This window comes from Sphingobacterium populi, assembly GCF_001586775.1.
Classification (GTDB): domain Bacteria; phylum Bacteroidota; class Bacteroidia; order Sphingobacteriales; family Sphingobacteriaceae; genus Sphingobacterium; species Sphingobacterium populi.
Genome location: NZ_LQXS01000005.1, coordinates 125,743 through 146,081, shown reverse-complemented (window position 1 = coordinate 146,081; position 20,339 = coordinate 125,743). Strand labels below are relative to the sequence as shown.

Genomic DNA, 20,339 nt, shown 5'->3' with positions numbered 1-20,339 from the left:
TTACACCGTTATTTTTATTCATCTCGCAAACTCTTTACGGGATTAGTTAGTGCAGCTTTGAGCGTCTGCCCACTCACAGTGAGCAAAGCAATAATCAAGGCGGCTAAGCCCGCAATCGCAAACATCCACCATTGGATCTCAATTCGATACGCAAAATCTTCCAACCATTTGTTCATCGCCCACCATGCCACGGGTGAAGCAATGAGAATTGCGATCAATATGATTTTGACAAAATCCTTCGATAACAACCCCAAAATACTAGCGACAGAAGCGCCCAACACTTTACGAATACCGATTTCTTTGGTACGCTGTACAGCAGTCAGCGTAGCTAAGCCAAACAAACCTAAGCAACTGATAAATATCGTGACGGCAGTAGCGAGATCGATGAGTTTGGCCGTGCGGTGTTCCTTCTCATACAGATTCTTAATTTTCTCATCAGCAAATTGGTATCCGAAGGGAGCGTCTGGATACAACGCTTTCCACTCCCGTTCCATGATAGCAAATGCTTTTGGCCATAGCTTGCTGTCCGTTGGTAGCTTGATATGAAACGTTTGCAACTGATTCGAATTGTTGGAGGATACCAATATGAGCGGCTCGATCTGTGTTCGCAGGGATTTTTGGTGAAAATTTTTAAAGACACCCACAATTGGTAAAGCTTTGTGCTCGCCCTGTAGTAGTTGCTTACCGATTGCTTCATTAGGAGAGCGCAGTCCAAGAGCGTTTAACCCCGATTCATTGATTAGTACATCGTATATCGTGTCGGTTTGTTTAAGATTGCGACCAGCAAGCAACTCTATCTCGTATAAATCGATAAAATCTTCGTCGATATACTTTAGCGGAGTGTTAAATCGTACTCGGCCAGTATCTGCTGCAAAACTGTATGTATTTCCCCAATGGTTTTGATTTTGAGGTTCGTGCCCTCGGGCGATTTTTGCTATTTCTGGATGTTTTTCTAAAGCTTGCTTATAGAGCGCAGGAGCAACGTCGGCATTGTGATAAGATTTAAAAGGCATGCGTACGGTCACCACCGCGTCGTGCGAAAAACCCAAATCTTTGGTCAATGTAAAGTTGAGCTGATAAGCCATAATGAGCGCACCAACAATGAAGAATTGTGCTATTATGAATTGAAACACTATTAATCCCTTCCGTAAGGTGAGTTTGGTTCCTTGAATGCGCGTTTCTAGCTTCCCTTTTAAAGTTTCTATTACACGCAATTGGTTGATTAAGTAAGAAGGATACAACCCTGCAAGTACGGTAATAATAACCGTAAGTACTAGTAGAAAAGCAGCGATTATCCAGGTGTTGCTGTAAGAATCCATTCCTGCAGGTAAAAACTCTGGGTACAGATTGCGAAATAGTGATACGATTGGCCACGATAGCAACAAAGAAAGTAAGCATATACAAAATGTCTCTAACAAGAAGTCAAATGTTAAAGAAAGCGGTCTGGCACCCAGGGTTTTTCGAATGCCGATTTCTTTTGCGCGCTGTGGCACTTGAGCTGTACTCAAGTTTACATAATTGATGCAAGCCAATATGAGCAAGAAAGCACCAATGGCAATCAACCCGTAAATTACTTTTTTGTTGGCTACCAAGCCGTCTATGTCATAATCCGTGTTGAAATGCTTCTCTGCTAATGGCATCGAAACAAAATTGGAAGTGTAACCGTGTTTTGCATTAGCTTCTCCAGCTATTTCTTGATACCGTTTTTGTCCTGCACGCAATAAGTGTTGAAGGGAAGCTTTATTAGCCGTTTTTACATATAAAAGATGTGCGGAATTTCGAGAATTCCATTCGGGCTTCCATTCCGAATCCTGCACAGGTAGAAAGATTTGCGCTTGAAAACTACTTGGAAAAGAAAGATCTTTGACTATGCCCGACACGACAAATTGTGTTGTATCTGCGAGTACTACACGGCCTAAAATAGAACTGATATCATCTTTTGGGAATAGCGTTTTGGCCTTGCTTTCGATGAGTACGATGTTTTTAGGATGGTTAAAGGCTGTTTTAGCATTGCCGGCGATCCATTCGTAAGGCAAGAGCTCGAAGTAACTTGTGTGTGTGCTGATTACATTTTCTTGGTCTTCCAACACCACCTGCTTTTCGCTTTCTTTTTTTTGCGGTGCAATAAACCGTTCGAAATATTGTTTATAAACAGGTACCACTAGTGCGTCATCTAGCGCTTGTTCTTCCATAAGCAGAGCTAGGCCAAGATTTACACCGGCAGAATGATGATGCTCCTCTTCATATTGAATTTCTGTGACGATTTGATAGATATTTTCCAGGTCCGGAATTTTCTTGTCGAATGAAAATTCGTAATGCACCATGCTAAATACGAGCCAGCAAGCGCTGATACCGATTGATAGGCCAACGATGTTTAAGGCGGTAAATAGGCGATTGCGCCAAAGGTATCGAAAGGTGGTTTTTATGTCGTTCTTAGTCATGATAGATGGTTGTTTTTATAGAGATGTTTGATTTTACTCATCACGCAAGCTTTTTATCGGATTAGCGATCGCGGCTTGCATCGCTCGAAAACCAATGGTGAGATAAGCCACGGCGATAGCGAGTAATCCGCCAGCGAAAAACACGTGAATATCGACGTGAGTACGATACGAGAAATTGCTTAACCATTCGTCCATCACGTAGTACGCGATTGGACTTGCTATGACAATGGATATGCAAACCAAAACAATAAATTCTTTGCTCAATAAATGAATAATGCCCAAAACACTGGCTCCCAACACTTTTCGAATGCCAATTTCTTTGATGCGAATCTGCGCCGCATACGTCGTCAGCGCCAGAAGACCGAGCCCAGAAATAAATATGGCGATACCCGAAAAAATATTGAACAGCAGGCCCGTGCGGTTATCCGACTTATACAATTCCTCGAACTTCGAATCTAAGAATGCGTATTTGAACGGGAAATCCGTAGAATACTGCTGGTACTGTGCTTCTACAGCAGCAATTGCTTCTTGCACCATACCGGGTTGCGCTTTTACGTACAAACAGCTACGGTACCAATGCGTCCACATTAGCATCGGCCCGATTTTTTCTTTCAAGGATTTGTAATGAAAATCCTTAACCACGCCAACAATTTGGCCGTCCATTCCGTGAAACTTGAGCGATTGACCGACATAGGGCGATTTCAAACCTATCTGCTTTGCCAGCGCCTCATTGATGATAAAGGAGGACGAATCAACAGGCAGTCCAGTAAAATTTTTCCCTTCTAATAGTTCTAAATTGAGTAGTGGCAGAAAGTTTTTATCCACGCTTGCTTGAGTAACAATAATTGATTCTCCCGGTGCCTTGCCCGACCATTCCAGATCTCCTGTGGCTTCGCCGTGGTCCGCTAAATTGTACACACCTGTTAGCGCCGTGCTTTGAATGGCAGGTGAAGAAGCTAGTTCGTTTCGTATCGCATCATAAGCTTGCACGGCATCCCAGTCCAGATTTACGGTAAAAACCTGCTCTTTGTCGTAACCTAAATTCTTCTCTCGTATGTAATCCAATTGATTTTTGATAATTAGCGTGGCGATAATTAGGGTGATCGAAATACTGAACTGAAAGATGACTAATCCTTTTCTTAAAAAAGAGGCCGAACTATTTCTAGTAGATTTTCCTTTGAGGGCAGGCAACGTATGAAAAGATGCCATTTGCAGTGCAGGATAAATGCTTGCTAAGAGCAAGGTGCTTCCGATCGCAATACCGATATAAATCCAGACATTGATATTGCTGAGGGAAAAAACCAAAGATTTACCAGATATACTATTGTATCCTGGAATCAACGCCCAGACGGAGAGTACAGCGATTAGAAGTGCGATAGAAAAGATAAGAGCAGTTTCGATAGCAAAACTAGAAAATAGTTGCATTCTACTCGCTCCGATCACTTTGCGGATGCCCACATCTTTGGCGCGCTCTAGTGAGCGTGCGGTCGAAAGGTTGACATAGTTTATGGCACCGATAACCAATAACAAAACCACAATAATGGTAAATGCTTGTACCAAACGCAGTGCTGATTTATTACCGTCGGCCGAGATCAGGTGTAGATCAGCCAGTTTGTCTACAGAAAAAACATTAGATGATTCGCCATTTCTTAATTTTTTGAATTCTTCCGATATTTTTTGGCTAGCAACGCTTGCTTCTGCGTTAGGTTGTAATTTGATATAGGTGCTAAAAGCATAATTACCCAAATCTTCATCAATTGTTTTCCAATTCATGTTGCCACCGTTTTTGGTGAATTGGGCAGCATAATAACTCAATGGTATCAAAGCGTCGAAAGTAAGACTGGTGTTTTGCGGAACTTCTTTCAGAATGCCTGTGATTGTCATTGGCTCACCTTGCCATTCCAACGATTTACCAACCACATCTTCACTGCCGAATAGCTCAATTGCAGTTCTTGGTGTCAGTATAATGTGTCGTTGATCTTCAAAGAATGTTGTTATATGCCCTTGCTTTAGTGGAAAATGAAATATGGAAAAGAAAGATTCATCTACGTAGGCAATTTTGTCACCAAAAGATTTTGCTTTGGTATGCGTGTTTTCAAGCAAACCGCCCGAATTTTGTGTTACTCTCGTTGCAGTTTCCACGAAAGGTATATTTCGAGCGATTAAAGTTACTGGACCAGGAGCACCTTCCCACACAGTGGGCGTATCGCCAAACTGCATATGCGAATTGACTTTATAGATGCGTTCCGAATCGGTGTGGAATCGATCAAAACTACGTTCATCTTGTACCCACAGGATGATCAAGATAGCTGTCGCTAAACTAACGGCAAGTCCCAACACATTTACTACTGTATAAAACTTGTTGTTTTTCAGTCTACGCCAAGCAGTTTTGATATTTTCCGTATTCATAATTAATCAGTTGTTTTAGGTAGTTGATAATGATGTTGTTATTCGGCTTTTATTCTGGACGAATACAATTAGCTTGCTTGCAGGAGATTAAACGGTGGTGGTTTCCATAATGACTTGTCCGTCCAGCATGCGGATCACGCGGTCGGAGAATTTCGCATCGTGCTCACTGTGCGTTACCATCACGATCGTGGTGCCAGCTTCATTCAATTCGGTTAATAAGTTCATCACTTCATTACCATTCGACGAATCCAAGTTACCTGTTGGCTCATCGGCTAAGATCAGTTTCGGATTGTTGACTACGGCACGTGCTACCGCCACACGCTGTTGCTGACCACCAGAAAGTTGCTGTGGGAAGTGATTGCGGCGGTGCATGATTTGCACTTTTTCCAATACTTCTTCCACACGTTTTTTTGCGCTCGGCCGCTGGTACATTGGTATAGATCAAGGGTAATTCCACATTTTCAAAAACCGTCAATTCATCAATCAGGTTAAAGCTCTGAAAGACAAAACCGATATTGTGCTTGCGCAAGTCCGAGCGTTTGCGCTCATTGAATTTGGCTACCTCCACATTGTTAAATACATAACTGCCTTCGTCCAAATCATCCAATAGTCCGATGATATTCAATAAGGTTGATTTTCCACAACCTGAAGGTCCCATGACGGCGACAAATTCGCCCTCTTGTACGTGAATATTCAGGTCATTCAAGGCTACCGTTTCTACCTCTTCGGTACGGTAAAATTTTTGGAGGTTAGTTATCTTAATCATATGCTGTTTCTTTTATTGTGGGTGTCTTGTTTATTGTTCTTTTAATGTTTTTGTTGGATTGGCTGTTGCCGCACGCCAAGCATGCGAACTCACCGTGAGTACAGCGATCAGAATCGCCAGACAGGCGGCCAACAGAAACACCGTCCAACTGATGGCGATGCGATATTTATAGCTGCCCAACCAATCGTGCATAAACCACCATCCAAGAGGAAAAGCGATCAAGCAAGAAAGACTGACCAGCACGATAAATTCTTTATTTAACATGCCTACGAGGCGACCAATAGAAGCACCTAATATTTTGCGGATGCTGATTTCCTTGGCGCGTTGCTCTGCGGAATAGGATGCCAATCCAAATAAGCCTAAGCAAGAAATGAAAATGGAAAGTACCGCAAATATCGAAGCCAAGTTTTGTACGCGTACCACAGACGTGAACTTACTGTTGAAGGTCTCATCCAGAAAACGGTATTCAAACGGATACTCTGGATTATTCGCTTTGATAATGCGTTCGATTTGCGATAGCGTTTCAGGTAAATCTACTCCTGCCTTCGTTTTGATATAGAGCGTTCCATATTCATAATTGGTCGGAAAAATAACGAGCGGTTCGGGGTTGACCGAAAAAACGCTGTTGAACATGAAATCATTGACTACACCGATGATTGTGTGCAATTCATTGTTCCAATGCAAAGTCTGTCCGGTCACCATGCCATCCGCTTGCATCATTTTGGCTAATGTTGCATTCACAATTACGGAAGTGCTATCGCCTGTGAAATGTGGTTTGAAGTTTCTGCCATCGTGCAACGTCATGCTCAAGCTAGGGATAAAATCATCGTCGGCTTTCAAAATACTAATGAGAATATGACTTTTCGGATCTTTACCTTCCCAATCAAATCCACTGGCGTTAGAGCCAATATCCATGATGTTATTATCACTCACCCCAACATCTTCGATATGGCCTGTTGCCTTGAGATGGTCTTTAATGACGTCTAGGTGTTTGGCCATATTTCCCTGAAGAGAAGTGTTGATTACCTGACTGCGTTCAAAGCCTAAATCTCGATTTTTAGTGTGTTGGATTTGTTGGTAGATGATGACGGTACAAATTACTAATAAAACCGAAGCGGTATATTGTAACACCACCAAACCACGACGGATGAATCCGGCAGTTCCAACTTTCTGTTTGGCGCCTTTTAAAGTTTTTAAAGGGTTGAAAGAGGAAAGATAAAAAGCGGGATAACTACCTGCCAGCAAGCCGCAGGTTAATAGAATTCCACCGAGAAAGTAAAGATGTGCTGGTTCGAGTAGATCGACGGTCAAGTTCGTGTTGAGCAAGCTATTGAAAGAACCGATAGAGAGGTGAATAAGTCCAACAGCCAAGATTACGGCAAAAGCAGCACTAATTAATGCCTCACTTAAAAATTGCAAAATCAGCGTATAGCGCTTAGCGCCCACCACCTTACGCATTCCAACCTCTTTGGCGCGTTTCTCGGAACGTGCCGTAGCCAAGTTCATAAAATTGATGCAAGCGATCAACAGAACTACCCAAGCAATAATGCTAAATAAACGGATATGCTTAAGTGCACCTTCGCGCTCCACACCATCGTTATCAAAGGAGTTGTAGAGCGTCCAACGGTTCATCGGATAGAGGAAGTTTTGATAAAACGTCACCTCACCATTCGTTTTTGCTTTGGCAAAATCTAACATAGTAGCATTAACAGCTGACAAGCTGGCTGATGGATCCAACTGTACTACAGTAATCAATCCATTAGAATCCCAGTTTTCTAGCCAAGGATTAGCTAACTCGTATTTCTTAAAGTTAATAATCCAATCAAATTTAAAATTGCTATTGATTGGAAACTCCTTCACTACACCGCTTACCGTGTAGCTTTCATCATTGTTCACCCTAATAATTTTGTTTAGAGCCGATTCGTTCCCGAAAAGACGTTTTGCGGTAGATTCGTTCAGCAGGATATTGTTCAGTTCTGAAAAAGCCGAGCGGCGATCACCTTGTAAAAATTCAACAGAGAGAATATCCAAGAAAGCTGGATCCGCATAATAACCACGCTGGTTAATGGCTTTGTCTCCTAAGGATAAAAGGAGATTATCTCCCCAGTTCAATCTGGTTGCATATTTAATGCCGGCAATATCATCGCTAATAGCTTTAGCAAATGGGCCGGGCGTGGATTCGAATACGTAGGTAGTGCCGTCGTACTTCTGCGTGGATTTTACTACGTATATGTCTTTCTTGTTAGGGAAGTGATCATTTTTGGTCACGTGATCTTCTACCCATAGGAATATGAGTGCTGCTGCGGTTATACCTACCGCTAGCCCAAAAATATTCAGAAAGCTGTATCCTTTGGTTTTCCAAAGGTTGCGAAAGGCCGATTTGATAAAGATTTTGATCATGGTTTGTTGCGGTTAATGATTATTTCTTGATATTCAGTTCCTGCACTTTATCATACGTTTCGTAGCTAGATACCACGACTTTGTCGCCCGGCTTCAACCCCCCAATTACTTCATAATATTCTGGATTTTGACGCCCCAATTGGATATCCATGCGATAAGCCGTTGTCCCGTCTTTATCTAGTTTGAAGATCCAGTTGCCGCCCGTTTGTTGGTAGAAACCGCCTTTGGCTAATAAAATACCTTTGGTTTCATCGCTTAGTGCTAAACGAGTCTGCAGCGTTTGGCCACGGCGAATGCCGGATGGCGCTTCACCCACAAATTCCATATCAACTTGAAAACGGCCGTCTTTTACTTGCGTATAGACTTTCTTGATTTCCAATTTATACGGTTTGCCGCTGATCGTGAATTGGCCTGCTAAACCCGGAAAGATCCGGTTGATATAGTGCTCATCAATATCAGCGCGTACTTTAAAGCCCGAAAGTACATCCAATTGTCCTAATCGCTCGCCCGCATTTTTGCTTTGTCCAATTTCCGCATCAAAGGATGTCAATTGTCCATCTACGGGTGATCGTACGATCAAGTCACCCACTTTTTGGCGCATCAGCTCCAGCGCGCTTTGCGTACGTTCGTACGTTTTACGATCTTGACCCGCTTTTTGATTATTCGACACCTCATCTTGCTTTAAGATTTGGCTAGTCAGCTCAATGCGTTGCTTTTGGTAGTTATAATCATTGACTGATTTCTGGTATTCTTGTGAGCCGATAGCCTTTTCTTCGTACAGTTTCTTGTTGAGCGTGTACAGGCGTTCCGCTTCTTTAACGGCCAATTCTACATCGGCCATTTGATTGCGGTTCGATATCGTGACTTGTTGTGCATTAGTCTGTGCGATTTGTGCCTGAGTCAACAAATTGAGTACCTGTGTTTCTTGATTGACCAAGCTTAATTCTAAGTCTGTGTTAGAAAGGCGCATAATAGGATCACCTTTTTTCAAGTGTGCGCCATCTTCTACATATTTTTCCTCCACGCGTCCGCCCACAGAAGCATCTAGGTAAATACTGCTGATCGGTAGCACGGTTCCATTGATTGGGATAAACTCCTGAAATGTTCCTTCTTTGACTTCGAAAATGCTTATACGCTCGCTATCTACATTGAGCCTACTATTGCCGCTGGTATAGTAATAGCTCGCGCCGATTAATCCGACCAAAGCCAACACGCCTATAATCGTCAATATTCGTTTAGTTCCCCACTTTTTTTTCTCAATTGCTCTGTCCATCGGTACAGCAGATATTTAATGTTTAATTTACTATTGGCATATTGCTCGCCATCCATCTATATACAATGATGTGCCAAAAACGTAATAACCTGATTTTATGAGTATTATATCGATGTGTGGTGCGGTTCATGTTCGATATCGTACACTTAATGTGCGAAGATGGACAATTTGGCTGTTGTTCAGTAGCGAACAAAGATTGTTCGAAAATGAACACCAAGCGGTCGCTGTTCGATGTTCTTTTGTTGATAATCAGTGTTTTGCAACTTTGGCACTTGCTGTGAATTGATCGAAGCAAACGAATACAATAATGTGGTACAAACTAATCCTTCTTATCGTCGCACTCATCACGTACATTACGCAGGCTTTTGCTCAGGTAGACAGCATTCGTAGCTTGTCGGATTGTTTGGAGTTGGCCGTGGCGAATAATCCGACCTTGCGGCAGTCTGCATTGGATCTAAGGGCCAATGATATACAATACAAACAGGCAAAACAAATCCTAATTCCAACATTGAATGGCGGGATCAGCCACGGAATTAGTACCGGACGGAATGTAGATCCCACAACGAATCAGTTTGTGGAAGAAACGGTGAATTCGGGAAATATGAATCTAAATTCAGGGCTGTCGCTACAAAATGGCTTTCGTATTTTGCACGAGATTCGTCGGCGTTCGTCGGCGCGTGAGGCAGGTAAGTTAGAGTTTGATGGTCAGATTAATGTGCTGAAGCTTGATGTCATTACCGCATATATTCAGGTACTTACGGTAGAAGATCTGGTCACGCAATCCGTCCAGCAATTCGAAGTTACTAAAGAGCGGCTTCGCAATGCGGAAGTGATGCATCGCGAAGGCGCAATGGCACCGGGCGATTTTTATGACATCAAAGGTGAGTATAGTGCTAATCTCAATACTATTGAGCAAAATCGTCAAGGATTGAATAGTAGCCGTACCGAATTAGCAACATTGTTGAGTGTGCCGGCGGAGCAGATTGGTTCGCTGCGGCGAATTGATATTCCTGCCGAAATGCAGGTGCGCGACAATGTACGATTGTACGATCTTGCTCGGCAAAACTTACCGCAGTTCCAAGCTTGGGAATGGCGTAGAAAAGAAGCCGAACAGATGATCAAAAGCGAGCGATCCGCTTTTTTTCCTTCGCTGCGATTTGACGCCGGTCTTAATACAAACTATTCCAGCTTGAATCCTAGTTCATATCCTACACAGGCTAGAAATTTCCTAGGTCGTTTTGTGTCGGTCGGATTGAGCATTCCTATATTTAATCAATTTACGGTGCGCAATCGCGTGGAGTTAGCAAGGGTAGATCTGGAACGTGTAAGATGGCAGGAGCAGATCGCCTTAAATACCTTGCGGGAGAATACAGCAAAAGCGGTGTTCGATCTAGAAATCGCGCGGAGAAATGTAGATAATCTTCAACAGCAGGAGCAGAGCTATGCCGAAGCTTTTCGAGTAGCACAATTACAATTCGATTTGGGGGCGACCAATTCGGTCATTTATCTAACGGCTAAGAATAAGTTGGAAAATACCCAAAATCAATTGGTAATTAAGCGCTACGAATGGCTTTTGCAAAAATATATCAATGATTTCTATTCTGGCTCGTTAGATTTATAGTTATCTTTAGCCTGTGTTGCACATGATAATGCAACAGCGCTAATTACCAATAAATACACAGTATAGCTCTTTACAATCTGTATAGAGCTACCAAATGAAAAATATGAAAAAGGCTTCGATACTGGTAGTGGATGACGATCAGGATCTGCTGACAGCAGTACGCATCCTATTACGCCCCAAAGTACACCACGTATTTATTGAGCCCAATCCCGAGCAATTGCTGCATGTGCTTGCTAAAGAAAAGGTGGATTTGGTGTTGCTGGATATGAATTTTAAAAGCACTATTCATACCGGCAACGAAGGGCTGTATTGGCTTTCTGCGATCAAGGAAAAGTTCCCTCAAGTACGCGTTGTGATGATAACGGCATATGGAGCAGTAGATCTTGCTGTGAAGGCGTTGAAGCTTGGCGCGTCGGATTTTATCGTAAAACCGTGGCACAATGAGCAATTGTTGGAAACGCTTGAAAGCGCGCTATCTGAAGTAAAGCCGGCTTCGCGCAGCAACAAGTCAATAGATAAGAAATCGAGAGATGATAACCCATTGATTGGCAATTCGCCTGTAATGGAAGATCTGCAATACAAGATTAGTAAAGTGGCGCCCACGGATGCGAACATCCTGATCATGGGAGAGAACGGTACAGGAAAAGACGTGATTGCGCAAGTGTTGCACAAGCAGTCGTTGCGACAGGCGATGCCATATATCAAGGTGGATGTAGGCTCGCTTACGGAAACCTTATTTGAAAGTGAACTTTTCGGCTACAAAAAAGGAGCATTTACGGATGCGCGTGAAGATCGCAAAGGTCGTTTTGAGCATGCTAATGGTGGTACACTGTTCTTAGACGAGATTGGCAATATTAGTTTGCATCAGCAAGCCAAATTGCTCAGTGTGTTGCAAAATCGACAAGTTTTGCCTTTGGGCTCATCCCAACCTGTGCCTGTAGATATCCGATTGTTATCTGCTACGAATGTGCCCATTCGCTCGCTAGCGGATGAGTCGCGCTTTCGCAAAGATTTAATTTATCGCATTAACACGGTAGAGATTCAAGTACCTCCGCTGCGCGAAAGGGGCGATGATGTGATTTTGCTAGGTGAATATTTTCTGGCGCATTACATCACCAAATACCATAAAACGATCGAAGGATTCGAGCCAGATGCCGTCCAAAAATTACGACAATATCATTTTCCAGGCAATGTGCGTGAATTGCAATACAGCATAGAGCGTGCGGTGATTATGTCGGAGCATAGTGGATTGCGCGCTTCAGATCTGTTATTTTCACCTATAGAATCGCCACCATCCATCGAAAATCAGATCATCGAGCAGCCTCGCAATCTAGAAGAGTTAGAACGCAAAGCCATCCAGCAAGCGATGGATCGCTACAGCGGCAACATTAGCAAGGCCGCGCGCGAATTAGGTTTAACGCGCGCTGCGTTATATCGCAGAATGGAAAAGTACGGTATCTAGCGCTCAAGACATTGTAAAAAATGGGAAATCTGCATCTCAAAGAGTTTTTTCGAGCATTGATACTCATGGTATTGTGTGCTGCAGCCGGTTACCTCTTTTTTGCGCAAGCTTTGGCTTATGCAATCCTAGCTGCAATTTTGGCTTTGATATTGGTTTTCCGATGGTTCAACCGGCATCTTTGGCTTCACCGACAAATTGATGAATTTTCCGAAGCGGTGAAGTATAGAGATTTTACACGCCGCTACGCAGTCAAGAAAACGCATACGATCGAAAATCAATTGTACGCTTCTTTTAACCGGATCAATGAGGCATTTAAGGAGGTAAGTGCAAAACGAGAGATTCAGCATCAATACCTTACAAAGGTGATTAATATGCTAGATTCTGCGCTCATCTTTTATCATGCGAATAGCGGCAAAGTGGAGTGGGTGAATGATGCATTCAAAGAAATGTTCGAAACACCGCACTTAGGCAATATCAAAGGTTTGAAAAAGCGCCGCGAAGAACTATATGAGAAAACGATGCAGCTCAAGATGGGACAGCAGCATATCGAGACGGCTCACTCGAGCAAAGGTCGCATCAAATTACTCATACAGGTATCGGAATTTGAAACAGAGAATGGCTCGTATCGTATCGTGATGTACCAAAATGTGAACGATGCGATGGATGAGACAGAAAACCGGGCATGGCATAAGCTACTGCGCGTGCTAACTCATGAAATCATGAACTCCATAGCGCCAATATCTTCCATTGCCGAAACTTTGCACGAACGCCTAGAACAAACGGCATATAGCGATGAATTGGAGGATGTAAAAGTGGGCGTGCACACGATCAAAAAACGTAGCGAAGGCCTGCTTAAATTTGCGAAAAGCTATCGTCTGATTAATAAAGTCGACAAGCCACAGTTTACAGAAATACCCGTCGTACAGTTATTTGAAAATATCTACAATTTATTAGAACCTTCCTTTATCCAAAAAGGCGTGGACGTCGATATTATTCTGAAAAATACGCGTACCACGATTCAGGCCGACTTGCACCTGATCGAACAAGTGATCATCAACTTGATGCTGAACGCCATGGAAGCGGTAAAAGATGTCGAAAAGCCTTACATCAGTATGTCGGCATTGGAAGAAAATGGTCGTGTACTACTTAAGATATCAGACAACGGCGAAGGCATGGAATCGGATATTCAAGAGCAAATATTTACACCGTTTTTTACCACGAAGAAGACCGGTAGCGGTATCGGTCTGACGCTTAGCAAGCAAATCATGCTAGTGCATAACGGAAATATTTTCGTGCAAAGTGAGGCTCAAAAAGGTAGTGTTTTCACGCTGCAATTTTGAGCTTACTAGCCTATATGTTGTTTTTCGCGTGGCTATTTTACTACAATCTCGGGGGTGTTTCCATCGGCGATTAATCGTTATCTCGTATCTTTGGTTACATGTTTACTTTGTTGCAGCACATAAGGCACTTCATCAGATCCAATAGCCGACACGGCACACATTCTCCATTCGTCTATGCTTTAGCAGATCAAGCCGTTTACCGATCTTCGGTATCGATGTCGACCGAGTTGAAAGGTTTGGAGACCATACCACAACATTATCGCCAGGTATTATTGCGCGTGCTTTATTATTGCAACAAAGAGAAAGTATATGATTTGCAAAAAGAGCGTGGTGATGTATTATTAGTAAAAGCTGAGGAGCTTTCAAAAAAAATTATATGCCAGCATTTAAGTGATCAAGCTTTGTTGATCGTTGATGGCATTTATAAAAGCAAACGATCCCGATATGCGTGGCAATGCGCACAGCAAGAAGACCAAGTAACGGTGAGTATTGATCTTTTTCATTTCGGGATATTGATTTCGCGTACCGGGCAAGTCAAGGAAAATTTTGAGCTGCGTTATCCCTTTTGGATTCGGTGATTATGCTTTATGCATCTTGTCAGCATCACCGTTTAAAAAACTGTTACAGAATTTTGAACTTGTAATTTGATCAGTGTGTCACTAAAAAGCCTCTGACAAGCTCAAATAAAAACCTTTTTGGCGTTGTTCACCAGGGCGTTTTTCTCCGATAGCGTAATCAAAACGAATGGTGGTGCGATGCTCAAGATTGAAAAAATAGCGAAGCCCAGCGCCATAACTCGGTATCAGGCGAACACTGTTTTGATTGGAAAACGTACTTCCAGAGCCCGCAAAAGCTGTAATACCCAACCGCGGATGAAAACGATAGCGTGCTTCTACCTGTGCACCTACAAAGTTTTTGTCGCGATATCTACCCAAATAATAGCCGCGCATCATATTGTCTCCTCCAAGTTCATTATATACATAGAAAGGTAGATCCGACCCGTACGTACCTCGATAATCGAGCTGAGCTGCAATAGCAAGTTGGTCATTGATTGGTCGATAATGTCTAAAATCGGTTTCTAGCTGATGGCCGTTGAAATTTTCATTACCAAAGAAGTTTGGTGCATAGCCATATTTGATGCGACCATACCAACCTTTTGTCGTATAAGTAGTATAATTCCGATTATCAAAAAGTACTGATGTGCCCAAAATCAAATGTTTACCGCCAGATTTCCCAGTGAATGCGCCACCTTGATAGATCCCGTTAGGGTCATCACTGCTGAAATGAAAGTTTTCAAAATTGGCATTCAATCCTGCGTATAGTGCTGGAAAAATTTTACGTTCGACGTCTATCCTTGCTCTAAATAGCCGATGTCCAATCCATTCTTCATCAGCATGCTGGGTCTTGTTGCCAATCCCATAGAAATTGAATGGCCAATCGCGGTAGCGTACTTCAGACAAAATATGATATTGATTATCGCGAGTCCAGATGTCAGTATTAAGTTTAATATTCTTCTGTTTTTCTGTCGTCGCAGTTCCCATTAAAGTTATCATCGAGGTACGACTATTAGGATCTGACCGATCCATATAAAAGTTATACGAACTGGCTATTCCAAATTCAAGTCCCGTTTCCTGCGCATACCCTAAAGCAGGCAATATAAAAAAGCTCGAACCGCGGGTGGTATCGGTAAGTTGTGGGGAGAAGAATTTGTTGAAGGTACGCTTTACAAGGCCAACATCTTCTACTTGAGCCATGCTCAAAAACGGGGACGCAAAAAATAGTACAAGCAAAACAGCTTGCCAGAGATTACATTTCATACTTCTTTAAATGTGTCCAAATATAGGGAAAGATTCAGTGATTCGTTTAGGACCGAAATTCGGGTAAAAATTATATAGTTGCGAATCAGGCAAATGCAGATAAGTAGGGGAGAAATGATAAAATATTTTTTGAAATATGGACGGAGTCGCTATCTTTGCACCATTGAAAAACACAAGTAAGTGTCACTTCAAAAGTTCTTTAAAAGAAAAGTGAAATAAAATTTGCAGAAGTCAATTTAAAGTAAGATTTTTGCACACGCTATCCAAAAGATAGTTGTCTAAATAAGCCTCCTTAGCTCAGCTGGTAGAGCAACTGACTTGTAATCAGTAGGTCATTGGTTCGATTCCGATAGGAGGCTCAAATGCGACAATACGTTGCAGGTCTGGAGGGGTTCCAGAGCGGTCAAATGGGACGGACTGTAAATCCGTTGCTTCGGCTTCGAAGGTTCGAATCCTTCTCCCTCCACCATAATTGGGTCTGTATAGAGTGATGTAAATTACCTTATACAGGCTTTCAAGCGGAAGTAGCTCAGTTGGTAGAGCGATAGCCTTCCAAGCTATAGGTCGCGAGTTCGAACCTCGTCTTCCGCTCCATTTATAGAACAATGTAATGTCTCTGTCTTTGTTTAGTTTAATGATCTAAAAGGGGTAGAGGCATATATCTGTAAATAAGCTTTTAGGATTGAAAGCCGAAGTAGCTCAGGGGTAGAGCACTTCCTTGGTAAGGAAGAGGTCGTGGGTTCAAATCCCATCTTTGGCTCATTTAAATAAGTTTGTTACTTTTGTAAATACAATTTAATTAAGGAATAATTTATAATTACTAATTCGCATAAACATGGCAAAAGAGAAATTTGACCGGAGTAAACCACACTTAAACATTGGTACAATCGGTCACGTTGACCACGGTAAAACAACAACTACTGCAGCGATTACGAAAGTATTGTCTGACAAAGGTTTTTCGGAAGCTCGTTCATTTGATTCAATTGACTCTGCTCCTGAAGAGAAAGAGCGTGGTATCACAATCAATACAGCACACGTAGAATACCAAACACAAAACCGTCACTATGCGCACGTTGACTGTCCAGGTCACGCTGACTATGTGAAAAACATGGTTACTGGAGCTGCACAAATGGACGGAGCGATCATCGTAGTTGCTGCGACTGATGGTCCTATGCCACAAACTCGCGAGCACATCCTTTTGGCTCGTCAGGTAGGTGTTCCTGCTTTAGTAGTTTTCTTGAATAAAGTTGACTTGGTAGACGATGCTGAGTTATTAGATCTAGTTGAAATGGAAGTTCGTGAATTATTATCATTCTACGAATTCCCTGGAGATGATCTACCAGTAATCAAAGGTTCAGCTTTAGGAGCATTGAACGGTGAAGAAAAATGGGTTGACTCAATCATGGAGTTGATGGAAGCTGTTGATAACCACATTCCAATTCCTCCACGTTTGACAGATCTTCCTTTCTTGATGCCGATTGAAGACGTATTCTCGATCACTGGTCGTGGTACTGTTGCTACTGGTCGTATTGAAAGAGGTGTAATCAACTCTGGTGATCCAGTTGATATCTTAGGTATGGGTGCTGAGAACTTGAAATCTACAGTTACTGGTGTTGAGATGTTCCGTAAAATCTTAGATTACGGTGAAGCAGGTGATAACGTAGGTCTATTGTTGCGTGGTATTGAGAAAACTGATATCCGTCGTGGTATGGTTATCTGTAAACCAGGTTCAGTAACTCCTCACACAGATTTCAAAGCTGAGGTTTACGTATTGTCTAAAGCTGAAGGTGGCCGTCACACGCCTTTCTTCAACAAATACCGTCCTCAATTCTATTTCCGTACAACAGACGTAACTGGTGAGATCTCTCTAGAAGAAGGAACTGAAATGGTTATGCCTGGTGATAACGTAACAATCAATGTACAATTGATCAACGCTATCGCGATGGAAAAAGGTCTACGTTTCGCTATCCGTGAAGGTGGTAGAACAGTAGGTGCTGGTCAGGTAACTGAAATCGTTAAGTAATCTATTCGATTATCGTATAGTATATTAAATAAGCTAACCAGTTCTGCTGGTTAGCTTATTTTTTCAATAGCTTATTACGAGTCAGGTCTTTACTTATTGTTATAGGATAACAATCTCATGCACTATGATAGTGAAGACAAAAAAAACAAATAACATTTGCTGTAATGGTTGTTAAAGCCTATATTTGCAGCATTCAAAAACAAATTCTACGGGCATAGTTCAATGGTAGAATAGAGGTCTCCAAAACCTTTGATCTGGGTTCGAATCCTAGTGCCCGTGCTAAGAAACTCTTAATACAAGTAAACTAACAAATGGCAAAAGTACTTGATTTTTTTAAAGACTCGTACGTCGAAGTTACCGAAAAGGTAACTTGGCCTACATGGGCACAATTGCAAAATCATGCGGTCATTGTGCTTGTTGCTTCTATCATTATTGCTTTGGTGATTTTCGCCATGGATAAAGTATCCAGCAACGTACTAGAGCTTTTATACGGAATTAACTCTTAATTTTACAGGAATTATAAAGTATGGCAGATCAAAGTCTGAAGTGGTACGTAGTTCGTGCTGTAAGTGGTAAAGAGAAAAAGGTGAAACAATATGTAGAGGCGGAGATCAATAGACTCGGCATTCAGCATTTAGTAACCCAAGTACTTATTCCTATGGAAAAGTATTACCAAATGCGTGATGGCAAGAAAGTAGCGAAAGAACGCAACTACTACCCTGGATATGTATTGATCGAAGCTGCCTTAGATGGTGAGATTGAACACGCGATCAAAAACGTAAATAGCGTAATTGGTTTCCTAGGTGACAAAGCAGGTAATGCTATTCCACTTCGCCCATCAGAAGTGAATCGTATCTTAGGTAAGGTTGATGAGATGGCCGAGCAAGGTGAAACCATTAATGTACCTTATTACGTAGGTGAAACAGTAAAAGTGAATGACGGTCCTTTCAACGGATTTACAGGAGAGATCGAAGAAGTTCATGAAGATAAGAAGAAGCTTATTGTTATGGTGAAGGTTTTCGGTCGTAAAACACCGTTAGAACTGAACTACATGCAAGTGGAAAAAGAATAACTTGAGCCACAAAAGATATAAAAAAGCCCTTTTGCTAATCGCAGAAGGGCTTTTTTGTTATCAATAACGATATTCTACATGTAGATTTATACCGCGCGAAAAATCTAATTATTATGCTGTGTAGATCTGTAAAACAACAAAGGGAGGTGCACGCACCTCCCTTTGTTGTTTTATAATTATAGTTCAACCGTGAATTACATCAATTGCTTTAGCAAGTTAGTCCAGCTGACCTTTTCCTGGATAAGTTGTTGCAGTTGATCTACGCTGACACGCTCTTGCTCCATGCTATCACGATGACGAATAGTAACCGTGTTATCTTCCAATGTCTGATAATCCACCGTGATACAGTAAGGCGTACCAATCGCATCTTGACGACGGTAGCGCTTGCCGATAGCATCTTTTTCATCATACTGCGTATTGAAGTCCAATTTTAGTGCAGCAAGTATTTCTTTTGCTCTGTCTGGCAATCCGTCTTTTTTAGTTAATGGAAGAACGGCAGCTTTTACTGGTGCGATTGCTGGATGGAACTTCAATACCACGCGCGAATCTTGCTTCTCTTCTGTCGATAAATCTTCATGTACCAACGAGTTCGCGAAAACAGTCAAGAACAAACGATCTAAACCGATCGATGTCTCGATAACATATGGTACATAATTTTGATTGACTTCTGGATCGAAGTACTGCATCTTCTTGCCAGAAAACTTCTGATGCTGACTCAAGTCAAAATCGGTACGCGAGTGAATGCCTTCTACTTCTTTAAAGCCAAAAGGGAAATCGTACTCGATATCTACTGCGGCATTGGCATAATGAGCCAATTTAGCGTGATCGTGGTAACGGTATTTTGCAGCATCTGGTCCTAGTGCCAAGTGCCATTTTAAACGTAATGCTTTCCACTTGTCATACCATTCCATTTCGGTCCCTGGGCGTACGAAGAATTGCATTTCCATTTGTTCAAATTCACGCATACGAATAATGAACTGGCGTGCAATGACTTCATTACGGAAAGCTTTTCCGATTTGCGCGATACCGAAAGGAATTTTCATACGTCCAGTTTTCTGCACGTTCAAGAAATTCACAAAAATACCTTGAGCCGTTTCTGGGCGTAGGTAAACTTGCTCGGCACCATCTGCCATAGCGCCCATTTGCGTAGCAAACATCAGGTTGAACTGACGCACATCCGTCCAGTTTTTAGTCCCCGACATTGGGCAAACGATATTATGCTCTTCGATGAGTGCTTTTAGCTTTGCGAGATCATCTGCATTCAACGCGGCATCTAGTGCAGTCTGCAACTCCGCAGCTTTATCACTTTTGCCGTCTTTCTCGTACCGATCGATTTTATCTTCGATCAGTTGATCGGCTCTATATCTTTTTTTAGAATCCTTGTTGTCAATCATTGGATCGCTAAAGCCATCGACGTGGCCAGAAGCTTTCCATGTTGTAGGGTGCATGAAGATCGCCGCGTCGATACCGACGATGTTATCATTCAATTGCACCATTGATTTCCACCAGTAGGTCTTCAGGTTGTTCTTCAATTCAGAACCTAGTTGGCCATAGTCGTAGACAGCGCTTAGGCCATCGTAGATTTCGCTTGATGGGAATACGAAACCATACTCCTTGGCATGCGAAATGATATTTTTGAAAAAATCGTCTATCTGTTTGCTCATAAGTGGCAAATATACTGATTTATGGCATGCAAAAGCGCACGCATTTTGGTT

At 42.3% G+C, this 20,339-nt stretch carries 13 protein-coding genes, 5 tRNA genes and 1 pseudogene; 12 read left to right on the top strand and 7 right to left on the bottom strand.

What is annotated here, in order from left to right; all coding sequences use genetic code 11:
- Nucleotides 1-14: 14 nt before the first annotated feature.
- The 5 genes and pseudogenes from A0125_RS12850 to A0125_RS12830 all read right to left on the bottom strand — a co-directional run bounded on the left by A0125_RS12850 (nt 15) and on the right by A0125_RS12830 (nt 9,289).
- On the bottom strand, nt 15-2,441 hold the full coding sequence (locus A0125_RS12850; RefSeq protein WP_066756885.1) for an ABC transporter permease: 2,427 nt from the start codon (nt 2,439-2,441) through the stop codon (nt 15-17).
- Nucleotides 2,442-2,474: 33 nt separating this feature from the next.
- On the bottom strand, nt 2,475-4,850 hold the full coding sequence (locus A0125_RS12845; RefSeq protein ID WP_066756882.1) for an ABC transporter permease: 2,376 nt from the start codon (nt 4,848-4,850) through the stop codon (nt 2,475-2,477).
- Between the two features lie 87 nt (nt 4,851-4,937).
- Nucleotides 4,938-5,616, bottom strand: a pseudogene (locus A0125_RS12840) (ABC transporter ATP-binding protein).
- Nucleotides 5,617-5,646: 30 nt separating this feature from the next.
- Nucleotides 5,647-8,016 (bottom strand): ABC transporter permease, encoded by a 2,370-nt coding sequence (locus tag A0125_RS12835; RefSeq protein WP_066756879.1) that lies wholly within the window; start codon nt 8,014-8,016, stop codon nt 5,647-5,649.
- A gap of 19 nt (nt 8,017-8,035) precedes the next feature.
- Nucleotides 8,036-9,289 carry an efflux RND transporter periplasmic adaptor subunit gene (locus tag A0125_RS12830; protein WP_066756876.1) on the bottom strand — a complete coding sequence of 418 codons (1,254 nt, stop codon included), beginning with the start codon at nt 9,287-9,289 and terminating at the stop codon, nt 8,036-8,038.
- A gap of 307 nt (nt 9,290-9,596) precedes the next feature.
- Between A0125_RS12830 and A0125_RS12825 the strand changes: the two genes are divergently transcribed.
- The 4 genes from A0125_RS12825 to A0125_RS12810 all read left to right on the top strand — a co-directional run bounded on the left by A0125_RS12825 (nt 9,597) and on the right by A0125_RS12810 (nt 14,290).
- Nucleotides 9,597-10,910, top strand: coding sequence for a TolC family protein (locus A0125_RS12825; RefSeq protein WP_066756872.1), 1,314 nt, complete (start codon nt 9,597-9,599; stop codon nt 10,908-10,910).
- Nucleotides 10,911-11,013: 103 nt separating this feature from the next.
- Nucleotides 11,014-12,372: a sigma-54-dependent transcriptional regulator gene (locus tag A0125_RS12820; RefSeq protein ID WP_066757269.1), complete on the top strand. Its 1,359-nt coding sequence runs from the start codon at nt 11,014-11,016 to the stop codon at nt 12,370-12,372.
- A 20-nt stretch (nt 12,373-12,392) separates the two neighbouring features.
- Nucleotides 12,393-13,712 (top strand): sensor histidine kinase, encoded by a 1,320-nt coding sequence (locus tag A0125_RS12815; protein WP_066756868.1) that lies wholly within the window; start codon nt 12,393-12,395, stop codon nt 13,710-13,712.
- 98 nt (nt 13,713-13,810) lie between these two features.
- Nucleotides 13,811-14,290 carry a hypothetical protein gene (locus A0125_RS12810; protein ID WP_066756865.1) on the top strand — a complete coding sequence of 160 codons (480 nt, stop codon included), beginning with the start codon at nt 13,811-13,813 and terminating at the stop codon, nt 14,288-14,290.
- A gap of 81 nt (nt 14,291-14,371) precedes the next feature.
- Here A0125_RS12810 and A0125_RS12805 read toward each other — a convergent pair whose 3' ends face one another.
- Nucleotides 14,372-15,529, bottom strand: coding sequence for a BamA/TamA family outer membrane protein (locus A0125_RS12805; protein ID WP_066756863.1), 1,158 nt, complete (start codon nt 15,527-15,529; stop codon nt 14,372-14,374).
- A 286-nt stretch (nt 15,530-15,815) separates the two neighbouring features.
- On the opposite strand from A0125_RS12805, the gene A0125_RS12800 reads away from it, so the two are divergent.
- The 8 genes from A0125_RS12800 to nusG all read left to right on the top strand — a co-directional run bounded on the left by A0125_RS12800 (nt 15,816) and on the right by nusG (nt 18,624).
- A tRNA-Thr gene (locus tag A0125_RS12800) sits at nt 15,816-15,888 on the top strand.
- 26 nt (nt 15,889-15,914) lie between these two features.
- A tRNA-Tyr gene (locus tag A0125_RS12795) sits at nt 15,915-15,998 on the top strand.
- 49 nt (nt 15,999-16,047) lie between these two features.
- A tRNA-Gly gene (locus A0125_RS12790) sits at nt 16,048-16,123 on the top strand.
- Nucleotides 16,124-16,217: 94 nt separating this feature from the next.
- Nucleotides 16,218-16,289: transfer RNA gene (locus tag A0125_RS12785), tRNA-Thr, on the top strand.
- A gap of 75 nt (nt 16,290-16,364) precedes the next feature.
- Entirely contained in the window at nt 16,365-17,552 is a 1,188-nt protein-coding gene (gene tuf, locus A0125_RS12780) for an elongation factor Tu (RefSeq protein ID WP_066756861.1), read from the top strand.
- A 208-nt stretch (nt 17,553-17,760) separates the two neighbouring features.
- Nucleotides 17,761-17,831, top strand: a tRNA-Trp gene (locus tag A0125_RS12775).
- A gap of 32 nt (nt 17,832-17,863) precedes the next feature.
- The gene (gene secE / locus A0125_RS12770) at nt 17,864-18,058 is read left to right on the top strand and encodes a preprotein translocase subunit SecE (RefSeq protein WP_066756859.1); all 195 of its coding nucleotides are present in this window, start codon (nt 17,864-17,866) and stop codon (nt 18,056-18,058) included.
- A gap of 20 nt (nt 18,059-18,078) precedes the next feature.
- Nucleotides 18,079-18,624 (top strand): transcription termination/antitermination protein NusG, encoded by a 546-nt coding sequence (nusG, locus tag A0125_RS12765; RefSeq protein ID WP_066756857.1) that lies wholly within the window; start codon nt 18,079-18,081, stop codon nt 18,622-18,624.
- 194 nt (nt 18,625-18,818) lie between these two features.
- Here nusG and A0125_RS12760 read toward each other — a convergent pair whose 3' ends face one another.
- Nucleotides 18,819-20,288 carry a glycine--tRNA ligase gene (locus A0125_RS12760; RefSeq protein ID WP_066756855.1) on the bottom strand — a complete coding sequence of 490 codons (1,470 nt, stop codon included), beginning with the start codon at nt 20,286-20,288 and terminating at the stop codon, nt 18,819-18,821.
- Nucleotides 20,289-20,339: the final 51 nt, after the last annotated feature.

Excerpts from the sequence above, each read along its gene's own strand:
- A0125_RS12850 (WP_066756885.1), bottom strand. The coding sequence starts at position 2,441 with ATGACTAAGAACGACATAAAAACCACCTTTCGATACCTTTGGCGCAAT.
- A0125_RS12845 (WP_066756882.1), bottom strand. The coding sequence starts at position 4,850 with ATGAATACGGAAAATATCAAAACTGCTTGGCGTAGACTGAAAAACAAC.
- A0125_RS12835 (WP_066756879.1), bottom strand. The coding sequence starts at position 8,016 with ATGATCAAAATCTTTATCAAATCGGCCTTTCGCAACCTTTGGAAAACC.
- A0125_RS12830 (WP_066756876.1), bottom strand. The coding sequence starts at position 9,289 with ATGGACAGAGCAATTGAGAAAAAAAAGTGGGGAACTAAACGAATATTG.
- A0125_RS12825 (WP_066756872.1), top strand. The coding sequence starts at position 9,597 with ATGTGGTACAAACTAATCCTTCTTATCGTCGCACTCATCACGTACATT.
- A0125_RS12820 (WP_066757269.1), top strand. The coding sequence starts at position 11,014 with ATGAAAAAGGCTTCGATACTGGTAGTGGATGACGATCAGGATCTGCTG.
- A0125_RS12815 (WP_066756868.1), top strand. The coding sequence starts at position 12,393 with ATGGGAAATCTGCATCTCAAAGAGTTTTTTCGAGCATTGATACTCATG.
- A0125_RS12810 (WP_066756865.1), top strand. The coding sequence starts at position 13,811 with ATGTTTACTTTGTTGCAGCACATAAGGCACTTCATCAGATCCAATAGC.
- A0125_RS12805 (WP_066756863.1), bottom strand. The coding sequence starts at position 15,529 with ATGAAATGTAATCTCTGGCAAGCTGTTTTGCTTGTACTATTTTTTGCG.
- tuf (WP_066756861.1), top strand. The coding sequence starts at position 16,365 with ATGGCAAAAGAGAAATTTGACCGGAGTAAACCACACTTAAACATTGGT.
- secE (WP_066756859.1), top strand. The coding sequence starts at position 17,864 with ATGGCAAAAGTACTTGATTTTTTTAAAGACTCGTACGTCGAAGTTACC.
- nusG (WP_066756857.1), top strand. The coding sequence starts at position 18,079 with ATGGCAGATCAAAGTCTGAAGTGGTACGTAGTTCGTGCTGTAAGTGGT.
- A0125_RS12760 (WP_066756855.1), bottom strand. The coding sequence starts at position 20,288 with ATGAGCAAACAGATAGACGATTTTTTCAAAAATATCATTTCGCATGCC.